This window comes from Streptomyces puniciscabiei (genome assembly GCF_006715785.1).
Lineage (GTDB): Bacteria > Actinomycetota > Actinomycetes > Streptomycetales > Streptomycetaceae > Streptomyces > Streptomyces puniciscabiei.
The window spans coordinates 3024202-3037976 of the sequence record NZ_VFNX01000001.1; the positions used below are offsets into that span (position 1 = coordinate 3024202).

Sequence of the window (13775 nt, forward strand, 5' to 3'; positions counted from 1 at the left end):
CCGGGTTTGCCGCCCCGGCAAGAACGGGCACGGGGCCCGGACCCATCAAGGGTACCGGGCACCCCAAGCTCGGCTCCCCACCATTTCGCGTGCCTCCGCACTGGAGGATCCTCCGAGCCGGAGCGGCTCGGGATCCTCTGTTCCTACGGTGGCACCTATCGGTCAGATCTTCTTAAAGTGGGCGAATGCGTACAGGCGAGCCCCTCCCGTCGGTCGGGGATGTCCTCGCCGCCCTCGCGACCGGGCTGTGGCACTGGGACACGGCCGCCCGAGAAGTCACCGTGGACGCGGAGGCGGCGCGGCTGCTCGGGCTGCCCGCGGAGCCGACCACCCTCACCGAGGTCCAGACCCGGGCCCGGCTGCACCCCGAGGACTGGAACGAGATCACCGGGGTGATCCCGCTGGCCGTCGACGAGGGCACGCTCGCCGAGGTGCGCATCCGGATCATGGACGAGCAGGGGAACGTCCTGCGGGTCGTCCGCAGCCGCTCCAAGCCGTCCTTCGATCCCGAGCGGCGGGCGTACGAGCTGATCGGCACCCTGCAGGAGGTCACCGAGCCGACCCCGGGCACCCGGGCCGCCCGCAGCGCGGTCACCGGCGACTGGCGGCGCTCGCGGGAGGCGTTCCTGCTGGACGCGGGCCGGGCGCTGGCCGAGGCGCGGTCCACCGCCGAGGTGCTGCGGGTGGTCGGCGGCCTGTCGATGCCGGGCTTCTCCCCGGACGGGCTCGTGGTGTTCGGGGTGGAGGGCGACCGGCTGACGATCACCGGCCAGCACGGGCACCAGCCCGGCGACATGGGCCCCTTCTCCCACATGTCGCTGCGCACCCACTACCCGGCGGCCGAGGTGGTCCGCACGGGCCGCGCGGTGTATCTGTCCTCCCCCGCGGAGTACAAGGCCCGCTACCCGGCGACCTGGCCGCTCGCCCGGCGCTTCGGACGCCGCTCCTGGGCCTTCCTGCCGCTGACGGCGGCCGGACGCACGATGGGCGCCTGGATGGCGGCCTTCGCCTATCCGGTGGCGTTCACGCCCGACGAGCGCGCCGTGCTGACGACGGTGGCCCGGATGCTCGCCCAGGCGCTGTCCCGGGCCGGGGCCGAGGAGTCCGAGCGGGAACTGACCGAGGGCCTGCAGCGCTCCATGCTGCCCTCGCTCGGCCCGGAGATCCCCGGGATGCAGGTGGCCGCCCGGTACATCCCGACGGGCGGCGGGCTCCAGGTCGGCGGCGACTGGTACGACATGATCCCGCTGCCCTCCGGCCGCTTCGCGCTGGCCATGGGCGACGTCCAGGGCCATGACGTACGGGCCGCGGGTCTCATGGGCCAGCTGCGCATCGCCCTGCGCGCCTACGCCGCCGAGGGCCACCGCCCGGACGCCGTGCTCACCCGCGCCTCCCGGTTCCTGCACGGCATCACCCACGACGACCAGATGACCGACGTCCGCTTCGCGACCTGCGTGTACGTGGAGGCCGACCCGGCGACCGGGAAACTGGAGATCGCCCGCGCCGGGCACCCGGACCCGGCGATCCGGATGGCCGACGGCACGGTCATGATGAGGCCGACGGCGGGCGGACTGCCGCTGGGCGTGGACCCGGACCCGGACTATCCGACGACCCGGTTCACCCTGGAACCCGGCGAGACGCTGATGCTCTGCACCGACGGCCTGCTCGAGACCGGCGGACACGACCTGGACAGCGGCTGGCGCCGGCTGCGCGCGATCCTGGAGGCGCATCCAGGGGGCGACGGGGCCGAAGACGGGGTCGGCCTGGAGTCACTGGCCGACGCGCTGGTGCAGGGCGTGCACGGACCGTCCTCCCACCACACCACCGGTCCCCTGGCGGACCGCCGCGAGGACGACATCGCGCTGGTGCTGCTGTGCCGGCTGCTGGAGGGCGCCGCGCGGCCCGCCGTACGGCGCACCCTGCTGTCGGTGGCCCAGGACGAGCCGGACCGGATCGCCGAGGCCCGCCGGCACGTGCGCGAGCTGCTGCACGACTGGGCCTCGGCCGAACAGGTCGACTCGGCGGTGCTGCTGGTCTCCGAGATGGTCACCAACGTCCTCGTCCACACCGACACCGACGCGCTGCTGCTCGCCGAGGTGACCGGGGAGACGGGCGCGCGTGGCCTGCGGGTGCAGGTCACCGACGCGGGCGACGACCTCCCGCACAAGCGCCGCCCCGGCGAACTGGCCTCCTCCGGCCGCGGTCTGATGCTGATCGAACTCCTCGCGGACGCCTGGGGGGTGGACCCGCGGGGCGAGGGCAAGAGCATCTGGTTCGAGCTCTATGAGTCGGGGGGTGCGGCCGGGGGTGTGCCTGGAGGCGTGCCGCGGGCTGCGTCGGACGAGGACGGGCCGGAAGGTGACGCGTCGTCGGCAGGCGGCACACCGGCGGATGGCCCGCCGGACGACGAGCCGGAGCCCGACGCGCCGGAGTCGGGCGCGTCGGAGGCGGACGCCTCGGAGGGCGCCGCGTAACGGGTCCGCAGTTCCTGTACGACCCCGAAGGCGGCCGCGGTCAGCGGGACCGCGAGCAGCATCCCGAGGATGCCCGCCACGGACGCCCCGGCGGTGATGGCGAGCATCACCACGGCCGGGTGCATCTGCACGGTCCGGCTCTGGATGACCGGCTGCAGCACATGCCCCTCCAGCACCTGCACGGCGAGGACGACCCCGAGCGTCCACAGGGCGATGACGAAGCCGCGGTCGGCGAGGGCGACCAGGACGGCCACCGCACCGGAGACGAAGGCACCGAGGTAGGGGATGTAGGCGCCGACGAAGACGAGCGCACCGAGCCCGACCGCGCCGGGCACCTGGAGGACCAGCAGACCGACAGTGATGCACACGGCGTCGATGAGCGCGATGAGCGTCGTGCCGCGCATGAACCCCTCGACCGCCTCGAAGGCACGCCGGGCGACGGCCTCCAGGGTGTCGGCGGTGCCGCCGGGCGCGACGGCCCGCAGGACCTCCACGGCCCGGTGGGAGTCGCGCAGGAAGAAGAAGACGAGCAACAGGGCGAGCACGGCCATCGCGAGGGACTCGCCGACGACGCTGACCCCACTGATGACGTTGGACGCGGCCGTGCCCCCGAACCTGCTCAGCAGCGCGCGCGAGTTCGCGGCGAGGTCGTCGAGACCGGTACCCGCGGCCCCGAAGTGCTGTGCGACACCCTTGGCGGCCTCCCGCAGCGAGGCGATGATCTGGTCGCCGGTGTCGATGAGCGCCGCGACGACGATGTACACGGCACCGCCGACGACGGCCACGACGGCGACACAGGTGAGCCCGGCCGCCACCGACGCCTGCACCCCGCTCCGCACGAGCCGCCGGTACAGCGGTCCGAGCAGCGCGGTACCGAGCAGCGCGAGCAGCACCGGTGTGACGGCGGTACGGAACTCCCCGCACAGCCGTACCCCGACCCACCCCACCCCGGCGACCAGCAGCAGCACGGCACACCAGGCGGCAAGGCGTCGAACGGGGTCGGGCAACAACTGCACGCGTCCAGCGGATCATGCGCACCGCCGGGTGTCCTGCCGCGCGGGCCCGGGCGGGTGAGGCGCACGCCGTCCCTGGTGGGCGTCCTCGGCGTGGTGCGGGAGGGCCGTTCACTCCGTGTGTGCGTTCGAGATGCAGCGCGTGACGATCTAGGCAAGCCTGAGGGCATTCCCCCAAGACCATCCGTCTTGCCGGAGGACCCAGGAAAGGAATCGATCACTATGCGTACCATCGCTGCTTTCTTCGCCGCCGCGCTCCTGACCGTGCTGGCAGCCCCCGTCGCCTCCGCTGGCGAGCACGGCAACGGAATCTGCGACAGCCACACGATCAGCAAGCTGTGCTGGTGACCTCCTTGTGAAAGGGGACAGGCCGTGGACCTAGGGTCCACGGCCTGTCCCCTTTCGGCGCAGGTCAGATACCGTTCGCGGACATCCCGTGCACCGCCGGGATCGTCCCCAGCCGGCCCTTCTGGAAGTCCTCGAAGGCCTGCATCAGCTCTTCCTTGGTGTTCATGACGAAGGGTCCGTAGTGCGCCATGGGCTCCCGTATGGGCTGTCCGCCCAGCACGACGACCTCCAGATCCGGGGTGTGGGCGTCCTGCTTGTCGTCCGCGCGGACGGTCAGCGCGGACCCGGCGCCGAACACCGCGGTCTGGCCGAGGCGGATCGGCCGGCGCTCCGCACCGACGCTGCCGCGTCCCGCGAGGACGTAGGCCAGGCCGTTGAAGTCCTCCCGCCAGGGCAGGGTGACCTCGGCGCCGGGGGCGACCGTCGCGTGGACCATCGTGATCGGGGTGTGCGTGATGCCGGGGCCCTTGTGGCCGTCCAGTTCGCCCGCGATGACGCGCAGCAGCGCACCGCCGTCCGGGGTCGTCAGCAGCTGCACGCTGCCGCCGCGGATGTCCTGGTAGCGGGGGGCCATCATCTTGTCCTTGGCCGGGAGGTTCACCCACAGCTGCAGGCCGTGGAAGAGGCCGCCGGACACGACGAGGGACTCCGGCGGAGCCTCGATGTGCAGCAGACCCGAGCCGGCCGTCATCCACTGGGTGTCGCCGTTGGTGATGGTGCCGCCCCCGCCGTGGCTGTCCTGGTGGTCGAAGGTGCCGTCGATGATGTAGGTGACGGTCTCGAAACCGCGGTGCGGGTGCCAGGGGGTGCCCTTGGGCTCACCCGGCGCGTACTCCACCTCGCCCATCTGGTCCATCATGATGAACGGGTCGAGGTGGCGGTAGTGGATCCCCGCGAACGCCCGGCGCACCGGGAAGCCCTCGCCCTCGTAACCGCTCGGAGCGGTCGAGACGGCAAGCACCGGACGCGCCACGGCGTCGGCGGGAGCGGTCACACGGGGCAGCGTCAACGGGTTCTCGACGGTCACTGCAGGCATGGTCGGACCTCCTTGTGCATCCAGATTAGTTGAGCGTTGAACTTTATGCCACCCCTAACAGAACGAGCCCGGAGGTAATTCCTCCGGGCTCCAGGTGACGGGCACTTTCCAAGGCGTCGCACAACGGCGTCGCACAAAGGCGTCACACAAAGGCGAAGAAGACGACGGGCACGGCCGCGAGCACCCCGCCGGCCAGGACCGGAATCGCTCCCGTCGGGGTCCGCGGCGCCGTAGCGGATCGACGCCCACGCCGCACCGCCCGTGTCCGAGCTCACACACTCGCGCCGCACCCCCCGAGCGTCGGTACAGGAGTAGACGTAACGCGTCAGCGGGCCGTTCTCGGTGCCGATCCCATGGGACGACTCCAGCCGCCCTTCCGCCGTGCCCCCGCCTGCGCAAACGACGGGCGCCACCCCCCCGGCCACCCCCCAGCACACCGTCCGTCAGCGCGAAGACACCGCCCCCGGCCCACCACAGCCGCCGTCCGCGCGGCAAGGGCGGCTAGCCGTACATCCGGCGCATCGCGAAGTCGACCATCTGCTCGACCGCCTTCGCGTCGAAGACCATCCGGTGTTCGCCCTCCATGTCCAGGACGAAGCCGTAGCCGGTCGGCAGGAGATCGATGACCTCCGCCCCCGTGATCACGAAGTACTTGGACTCCTTGCCCGCGTACCGGCGCAGTTCCTTGAGCGAGGTGAACATCGGGATCACCGGCTGCTGGGTGTTGTGCAGGGCGAGGAAGCCGGGGGTGTCGCCGCGTGGGCAGTACACCTTCGACGTGGCGAAGATCTGCTGGAAGTCCTCGGCGGACATCTGCCCGGTGGTGAAGGCGCGCACCGCGTCCGCGAGGGAGGGCGGGGACGGCTCGGGATACAGCGGCGGCTGCTGCCCGTAGCCGCCGGCCATCGGCTGCTGGGGTGCGGCGTACTGCTGCTGAGCACCGACGTTCTGGTCGTAGCCGTACATGGGCGCAAGCGTACCGAGGGCGGGGGTGAGGCGGATGTCGGGCGCCTTTTATGTAGCGAGCACTAGGGAAACAGGGCTAGCATTTCTATAGCGAGCGATACACATCTACTGCCCCTGGGGGATCCCTGTGCCCGACACCCACTCCCGCCCCACCCTGCTCCTCGCTCACGGCGCCGGCGGCTCGACAGCGGCCAACTACGGACCGGTGATGGAGGAGTTGAGGACCAGGTACCGCGTGATCGGCGCCGACTATCCGGGCGCGGGCAGCACCCCGCGCGCCACCGGGCCGCTCGAACTGGACGGCCTGGCCGACCGGTTGGTGGCCGCCGCCGACGCGGAGGGCGTCGAGCGCTTCGGTGTGTCCGGCTACTCGCTGGGCGGGGCGGTGGCGATACGGCTGGCCGTGCGGTATCCGGAGCGGGTGACGGGGCTCGTGCTGACCGCGCCCTTCGCCCGCGCCGACGCGCAGGTACGGCTCACCGCGCGCGTGTGGCGGGCGCTCATCGAGTCGGGCGACCCCGGCACGCTGGGCCGTTTCGTGGTCGCCCACGCCCTGGGCCCGGCGGCCCTGGAGGCGATGGCCCCGCAGGAGCTGGAGGCGGCGGTGAAGGAGAGCGGGGCGGATGTGCCGAAGGGGACGCCGGAGCACGTGGAGCTGGTGGAGCGGCTGGACGTGACCGCGGACCTGGCCCGGATCACCGTACCCACACTGGTCGTGTCGCCGGTCGACGACCGGCTGATCCCGCCCCGGCTGCACCGTGCGGTGGCGACGGGCATCCCGGGGGCCCGGCTGGTGGAGATACCGGGCGGTCACCTGACTTTCGCCGAACAGCCGGACCGGTGGGCGGCGCTGCTCAGCGGCGGGGCCGAGTAGACGCTGCTCACACTTGAGCAAGTGGGGTTGCTTGTTATTACCGGCGGGTAGCATCATCGTAGCTACTTGTTGGTACGTGAACTAGGTGCGAGGAGTCAGTGCCTCGCCGATCCCTCTACGGAGCCGTCGCCATGGGGCACTACAAGTCGAATCTCCGCGACATCGAGTTCAACCTCTTCGAAGTACTGGGGCGCGACAAGGTGTACGGCACCGGCCCGTTCGAGGAGATGGACGTCGACACCGCCAAGAGCGTCCTGGAGGAGCTGACCCGCCTCTCCGAGAACGAGCTGGCCGAGTCCTTCGCCGACGCCGACCGCAACCCGCCCGTCTTCGACCCCGAGACCAACACCGCCCCCGTCCCGGCGTCCTTCAAGAAGAGCTACCAGGCCTTCATGGACTCCGAGTACTGGCGGCTCGGCCTGCCCGAGGAGATCGGCGGCACCACCTCGCCGCGCTCCCTGATCTGGGCCTACGCCGAGCTGATCCTGGGCGCCAACCCGGCCGTGTGGATGTACTCCTCGGGCCCGGCGTTCGCCGGCATCCTCTTCGAGGAGGGCAACGAGGTCCAGAAGCACATAGCGAAGATCGCCGTGGAGAAGCAGTGGGGCTCCACGATGGTGCTCACCGAGCCCGACGCGGGCTCCGACGTGGGCGCCGGCCGCACCAAGGCGGTCCAGCAGGAGGACGGCTCCTGGCACATCGAGGGCGTGAAGCGCTTCATCACCTCCGGTGAGCACGACATGTCGGAGAACATCCTCCACTACGTGCTCGCGCGTCCCGAGGGCGCCGGCCCCGGCACCAAGGGCCTGTCCCTGTTCCTCGTGCCGAAGTACCTGTTCGACTTCGAGACCGGCGAGCTGGGCGAGCGCAACGGCGTCTACGCCACCAACGTCGAGCACAAGATGGGCCTGAAGGCCTCCAACACCTGCGAGATGACCTTCGGCGACCGGCACCCCGCCAAGGGCTGGCTGATCGGCGACAAGCACGACGGCATCCGCCAGATGTTCCGCATCATCGAGTTCGCCCGCATGATGGTCGGCACGAAGGCGATCTCCACGCTGTCCACCGGCTACCTGAACGCGCTGGAGTACGCCAAGGAGCGCGTCCAGGGCCCCGACCTCGCGCAGTTCATGGACAAGACCGCGCCCAAGGTCACCATCACCCACCACCCGGACGTGCGCCGCTCGCTGATCACGCAGAAGGCGTACGCGGAGGGCATGCGCGCCCTGGTGCTGTACACCGCCTCGATCCAGGACGCGATCCAGATCAAGGAGGCGGCCGGCGAGGACGCCTCCGCCGAGCACGCGCTGAACGACCTGCTGCTGCCGATCGTCAAGGGCTACGGCTCCGAGAAGGGCTACGAGCAGCTCGCCCAGTCGCTGCAGACCTTCGGCGGCTCCGGCTTCCTGCAGGAGTACCCGATCGAGCAGTACATCCGGGACTCCAAGATCGACACCCTGTACGAGGGCACCACGGCGATCCAGGGCCAGGACTTCTTCTTCCGGAAGATCGTCCGCAACCAGGGCGCCGCGCTGAACTCCCTCGCCGAGGACATCAAGAAGTTCCTGGCGCTCGGCACCGGCGGCGAGGAGCTGGCCGGCGCCCGTGAGCACCTGGCCAAGGCGGCCGTGGAGCTGGAGGCGATCGTCGGCCTGATGCTGACCGACCTCGCCGCCACCGAGCAGGACACCAAGAACATCTACAAGGTGGGCCTGAACACCACCCGCCTGCTCATGGCCTCCGGTGACGTCGTCGTCGGCTACCTGCTGCTCAAGGGCGCCGCGGTCGCCGCCGAGAAGCTGGCCACGGCCTCCGCCAAGGACCAGGCGTTCTACACCGGCAAGATCGCCGCGGCGAAGTTCTTCGCGGCGAACGTCCTGCCGGGCGTCACCCTCGCCCGCAAGGTCGCCTCCGGTGTCGAGCTGGACCTGATGGAGCTGGACGAGGCCGCGTTCTAGAAGGTAGTTGCGGATTCCCTGTGCGGGCCCGCTCCCTTTCCGGGAGCGGGCCCGTGCACGTCGTTAAGGTGAACCCATGAGCGCAGCATCCCGCTTCGACCGCGGCCACACCGACGACCTCATGTCCTTCCTGGCGGCGAGCCCGTCGCCGTACCACGCCGTGGCGAACACCGCCGAACGGCTGGAGAAGGCGGGCTTCAGGCAGGTCGCCGAGACGGACGCCTGGGACTCCACGAGCGGCGGCAAGTACGTGCTGCGCGGCGGCGCGATCGTCGCCTGGTACGTCCCCGAGGGCGCCGCGGCGCACACGCCGTTCCACATCGTCGGCGCACACACCGACTCCCCGAACCTCAGGGTCAAGCCGCGCCCGGACAGCGGGGCGCACGGCTGGCGTCAGGTCGCCGTCGAGATCTACGGCGGCCCGCTGATGAACTCCTGGCTGGACCGCGACCTGGGCCTGGCCGGCCGGCTGAGCCTCAGGGACGGCTCCTCGGTCCTGGTCAACGTGGACCGGCCGCTGCTGCGCGTGCCCCAGCTCGCCATCCATCTGGACCGTTCGGTCAGCACCGAGGGGCTCAAGCTCGACAAGCAGCGTCACCTGCAGCCGGTCTGGGGTCTCGGCGACGATGTGAGCGACGGCGATCTGATCGCCTTCCTGGAGCAGGAGACGGGCCTCGCGGCCGGCTCGGTCACCGGCTGGGACCTGATGACGCACCCGGTGGAGGCCCCGGCCTACCTCGGCCGGGACCGGGACCTGGTCGCCGGTCCGCGCATGGACAACCTGCTGTCGGTGCACGCGGGCGCCGCCGCCCTGGCCGCCGTCGCGACCTCCGGCGCCCCGCTCACCCGTATCCCCGTGCTGGCCGCCTTCGACCACGAGGAGAACGGCTCCCAGTCGGACACCGGCGCGGACGGCCCGCTGCTCGGCAGCGTGCTGGAGCGCTCGGTCTTCGCGCGCGGCGGCTCGTACGAGGACCGGGCCCGGGCCTTCGCCGGCACGGTCTGTCTGTCCTCCGACACGGGCCACGCCGTCCACCCCAACTACGCCGAGCGGCACGACCCGACGCACCACCCCCGGGTCAACGGCGGCCCCATCCTCAAGGTCAACGTCAACAACCGCTACGCCACGGACGGTTCGGGCCGCGCGGTGTTCGCCGCCGCCTGCGAGAAGGTGAACGTGCCCTTCCAGTCGTTCGTCTCCAACAACTCCATGCCGTGCGGCACCACCATCGGCCCCATCACCGCGGCCCGCCACGGCATCCGCACGGTCGACATCGGCGTGGCGATCCTCTCCATGCACAGCGTGCGCGAACTGTGCGGCGCGGACGACCCGTTCCTGCTGGCGAACGCCCTGACGGCCTTTCTGGAGGGCTGACCGAGGACGGGTCGAGGGCTAGGCGGGACTTCCCCGGGTACCCGGACGGCACCGGAGATTCCGGAACCGAAAGGGGAGGCGACTTCTCATGGGGCTCGGAGGATGCATCATCCTCATCGCCGTGGGGGCCATCCTCACGTTCGCGACCGACTGGCACATGCACGGCGTCAACCTCACGGTCGTCGGCCTGATCCTGATGGCCGTGGGACTGATCGGCGTGGCGACCTTCAGCGGCATCGCCCGGCGCCGCCGCGTGGTGATGCCACCGACGCCGGTGGTGGAGGAGGAACCCCACCACCACCGCCACAGCGTCGACGGCTACAGCGACGGTTACGGCGTCTGACGTGCCGTAACGCCTACTGCTGGTCCATGCCCGCAAGGACGAGCGGCAGGCGGTCCGCCCCGCCCTCGGTGAGACGGACCGGGACGCCCCAGTCCTGCTGGTGGACATGGCAGGCGGGGTATTCGTTCGCGGTGTCGTCGTCGCAGCTGGCGGCCATCGCCGAGACGTGCAGGACGCCCTCGGTGACCGCCGGGTCCAGCTCCAGGTCCCGGCTCAGGTCGGTGTCCGCCCCCTCGCCCTTGAGCAGCAGCTCGGGCGGGGTGGCGGAGACCAGGAGCCGGGTCGAGGGACCGTATCTGGTGTCCAGCTTCTGGCCCGCGGGGGCCTGGAAGATGACGTCCAGCCGGAGTCTGCCGGGGGCGACCTCGGTCGCCGCGCGCCGGGTGCGGTGGGCGACCGCCTCCACGCGCACCGCCTCCTCGGGCAGCCGCAGCCGGGTCAGCCGGTGCCGGGCCGACTCCACCACCACGATGTCCTCGCCCACGAGCACGGCGTCGCTGGGCTCGCGCAGGTCGGTGGCGAGCGTGCTGACCTCGCCGGTAGCCGGGTCGTAACGGCGCAGGGCGTGGTTGTAGGTGTCGGCGACCGCCACCGAGCCGTCCGGCAGGGCGGTGACGCCCAGCGGGTGCTGGAACAGGGCCTGGCCGGCGGCGCCGTCGCGGTGACCGAAGTCGAACAGGCCGGTGCCGACGGCCGTGTGGACGTGCCCGTCCAGGTCCACCCAGCGCAGCGCGCTCGTCTCGGAGTCGGCGAGCCACAGCCGCTCGGCGGTGGCCGCGAGACCGGAGGGCTGCGCGAACCAGGCCTCGGCGCCGGGGCCGTCGACCAGGCCCTCGTTGGTGGTGCCCGCCGCCACGGCGACCGTGCCCGCGACCGGGTCGTACGTCCACAGCTGGTGGACGCCCGCCATGGCGATCCACACCTTGCCGCCGAACACCGCCACGTCCCACGGCGAGGAGAGGTCGACCTCGCGGGCCGGGCCGGAGGTGGCCGACCCCTGCCACCACTGCCTGCCGGTGCCGGCCAGGGTGGTCACCTCACCGGTCTCCGGGTCGAGGCGACGCAGGGCGTGGTTCACGGTGTCGGCCACCACCACCGAGCCGTCCGCCAGCAGGGCGAGGCCCTGCGGCTCGCTGAAAGCGGCCTCCTCGGGGCCGCCGTCGGCGAACCCGCGCGTGCCGGAGCCGATGCGCCGTACGACCGTCTCGGCGTCCTCGGCCAGCTCCACCAGCTGGTGCCGGGTGGTGTCGCTGACCAGGAGGTGCCCGGACGGAAGCAGCAGCGCCTTGCCGGGGAAGCGCAGGGTCGTCGGCTCCGGCTCCGGCGGCACGTACGGACCGTCGCCGCGGCGCAGGGTGCCCTTCGCCCCGTGCTCCGCCTCCAGCTCCTCGACCAGCCGCTCGATGGCGTGCGCGTGCCCCTCGCCCGCGTGCTGGGCGACGACGTAACCCTCCGGGTCGATCACGACGAGCGTCGGCCAGGCCCGCACCGCGTACTGCTTCCAGGTGGCCAGCTCCGGGTCGTCCAGCACCGGATGCTCCACGCCGTACCGCTCCACGGCGTCGACGACCGCCTGGTGCTCGGCCTCGTGCGCGAACTTCGGCGAGTGCACCCCGATGACCACCACCGTGTCCCGGTGCCTCTCCTCCAGCTCGCGCAACTCGTCCAGGACGTGCAGGCAGTTCACGCAACAAAATGTCCAAAAATCAACAATTACGATGCGCCCTCGGAGCGCGGCGAGACCGAGCTCCTTGTCACCTGTGTTGATCCAGCCACCCTTGCCGATCAGTTCGGGGGCGCGAACGCGTGCGTGCTTTGCCATGATCCAGACCAACCACACCTGAGTCCAAGCTATTCCGCGTGGCTTTCGCCCGCCCAGACGATGCGGAGCCGTCTGTCGGGATCGAACCGTCGCCCCCTGCCCGGAGCCCTGGTCACCCATACCCTTTCCACTGCGGCAAAGAGGAGCCCTCGCCTTTCCTGTACCTCGCTCCGCTCCCATTGCGCCACGAGCGTCGGATTCCTGCTCAGGAAGGCGTCGACCACCGCTTCCTCGACACGGACGGCCATCGCCCTGGCTCCTGGGAAGGTGTGCCCCAGCCGTACCCCCTGACACACGTACGAGGTGCCGTTCTTGCTCATCCGTGTACCGCAGCCGTCGACGGCGCAGAACAGCAGTCCCGTAAGGAGATGAGCAGCCCCGCGGACCGGACGCCTGACACCATCGCCCCGAAGCCTGGTCCTGGACTCCAGCGCAGCGACGATCCGCCGCTGCTCCTCCACCGTGACGATTCCCTCAGAGGGACTTCCCCGCAAGCGCCTCATCGGCGATCAGACGTGCGTACACAGCGGTCTCAGGGTCCGTTGTCAGTCGTCCGGAGCCGGGGTCGATACGCAGCCCGTAGGGCGGCTGCCCGCCGATCCACCTGCCTCGGCCACGCACGTACTGCTTGGCGTGACGAATGCGTTCACCTTGCGTCTCAGCCTCGGTACGTGCCCACTCGGACAGCGAGGCCATGGCCAGCCGGTCCCCGGCGATCGTCGAATCCAGCCCGTCCATCACAGAGACCAGCCGTCCGCCGACCTTGTCGAACTCGTCCAGGAGAGGTCCGACTTCGGCGGTCCCTTTCCGGCTCAGGCGATCCTGCTTCCAGACGATCACGGTCCGTACGGCTCCCGACGTAACCGCGTTCCTGGCCGCGTCGAATCGTTTCCGCGTTACCTCCTTATAGCCGGACCTGCCTCGGTCCACGTGTACCTGACGAACCAACAGTCCATGCTGCTCGGCCCAGGTCCGGCAATCGACCTCCTGCCGCTCGATCGCCGTCTTCCCCTCCCGGTGCAGTGACAGCCGTAGACAGAGATCGGCATGGATGTCCACCTGCTGCACATCCCCTCCAGAGTTGCTCACTCCGTGAACGAACAGCAGAGTCGGAGGTGATGAACTTGGCGTGTGCCTACGTCAGCGCGCGGCCCGTCGTGACGTCCACGTGGGCTGGGACCTCCTCGTGCCGGTCGCCGACGGAGAGGGTGCCGGCGGGCTCGAAGAGGAGGACCTCGGCGCGCTCGGGCGCGGACGGCTTGTGATAGGTCCCGCGCGGGACGGTGAACACCGAGCCCCTGGTCAGGACGACCGTGCGCTCCCCGGCCGGCTCGCGCAGGCCGAGGTGCACCTCGCCGTCCAGGACCAGGAAGAACTCGTCGGTGTTCTCGTGCGCATGCCAGACGTGCTCGCCCTCGAACTTGGCGATGCGGACGTCGTAGTCGTTGACGGCGGCGACGATACGGGGGCTCCAGCACTCGCTGAAGGAGGCGAACGCCTTGTCCAGGGCGATGGGTTCCTTGGGTTCCATGCGGTCATCCTGCGGGTTCCGGTACGGCCGGACGA

11 protein-coding genes and 1 pseudogene are annotated in these 13775 nt (G+C 70.7%); 6 read left to right on the top strand and 6 right to left on the bottom strand.

What is annotated here, in order from left to right; all coding sequences use genetic code 11:
- Positions 1-185: 185 nt before the first annotated feature.
- The gene (locus tag FB563_RS13800) at positions 186-2474 is read left to right on the top strand and encodes a SpoIIE family protein phosphatase (RefSeq protein WP_244329018.1); all 2289 of its coding nucleotides are present in this window, start codon (positions 186-188) and stop codon (positions 2472-2474) included.
- Here the strand turns inward: FB563_RS13800 and FB563_RS13805 are convergent.
- A pseudogene (locus tag FB563_RS13805) lies at positions 2429-3490 on the bottom strand (AI-2E family transporter); the annotation flags it as partial. The gene FB563_RS13800 and the pseudogene FB563_RS13805 overlap by 46 nt on opposite strands.
- Positions 3491-3709: 219 nt before the next feature.
- Between FB563_RS13805 and FB563_RS44900 the strand changes: the two are divergent.
- Complete coding sequence (locus tag FB563_RS44900) at positions 3710-3835, top strand: hypothetical protein (RefSeq protein WP_267888674.1); 126 nt, start codon at positions 3710-3712, stop codon at positions 3833-3835.
- Between the two features lie 64 nt (positions 3836-3899).
- Here the strand turns inward: FB563_RS44900 and FB563_RS13810 are convergent, their stop codons facing one another.
- Positions 3900-4871, bottom strand: a complete 972-nt coding sequence (locus tag FB563_RS13810) for a pirin family protein (protein ID WP_055710018.1) — start codon at positions 4869-4871, stop codon at positions 3900-3902.
- A gap of 501 nt (positions 4872-5372) precedes the next feature.
- The gene (locus tag FB563_RS13815) at positions 5373-5837 is read right to left on the bottom strand and encodes an SseB family protein (protein ID WP_031172737.1); all 465 of its coding nucleotides are present in this window, start codon (positions 5835-5837) and stop codon (positions 5373-5375) included.
- A gap of 127 nt (positions 5838-5964) precedes the next feature.
- On the opposite strand from FB563_RS13815, the gene FB563_RS13820 reads away from it, so the two are divergent.
- From FB563_RS13820 to FB563_RS13835, 4 genes are all read left to right on the top strand, one after another.
- The gene (locus FB563_RS13820; RefSeq protein ID WP_234357777.1) at positions 5965-6711 is read left to right on the top strand and encodes an alpha/beta fold hydrolase; all 747 of its coding nucleotides are present in this window, start codon (positions 5965-5967) and stop codon (positions 6709-6711) included.
- Positions 6712-6842: 131 nt separating this feature from the next.
- Entirely contained in the window at positions 6843-8669 is a 1827-nt protein-coding gene (locus FB563_RS13825) for an acyl-CoA dehydrogenase (RefSeq protein ID WP_055706623.1), read from the top strand.
- Between the two features lie 76 nt (positions 8670-8745).
- Positions 8746-10044, top strand: coding sequence for a M18 family aminopeptidase (locus FB563_RS13830; protein WP_055706622.1), 1299 nt, complete (start codon positions 8746-8748; stop codon positions 10042-10044).
- Positions 10045-10132: 88 nt separating this feature from the next.
- Positions 10133-10387, top strand: coding sequence for a DUF6458 family protein (locus FB563_RS13835; RefSeq protein ID WP_055706621.1), 255 nt, complete (start codon positions 10133-10135; stop codon positions 10385-10387).
- 13 nt (positions 10388-10400) lie between these two features.
- Here FB563_RS13835 and FB563_RS13840 read toward each other — a convergent pair whose 3' ends face one another.
- The 3 genes from FB563_RS13840 to FB563_RS13850 form a co-directional block, all read right to left on the bottom strand.
- Positions 10401-12209, bottom strand: a complete 1809-nt coding sequence (locus FB563_RS13840) for an NHL domain-containing thioredoxin family protein (RefSeq protein ID WP_055706625.1) — start codon at positions 12207-12209, stop codon at positions 10401-10403.
- A 474-nt stretch (positions 12210-12683) separates the two neighbouring features.
- A complete protein-coding gene (locus tag FB563_RS13845) occupies positions 12684-13277 on the bottom strand; it encodes a recombinase family protein (RefSeq protein ID WP_055706619.1) in 594 nt (197 codons plus the stop codon).
- Positions 13278-13344: 67 nt separating this feature from the next.
- Entirely contained in the window at positions 13345-13740 is a 396-nt protein-coding gene (locus FB563_RS13850) for a cupin domain-containing protein (RefSeq protein WP_055706618.1), read from the bottom strand.
- Positions 13741-13775 lie beyond the last annotated feature (35 nt).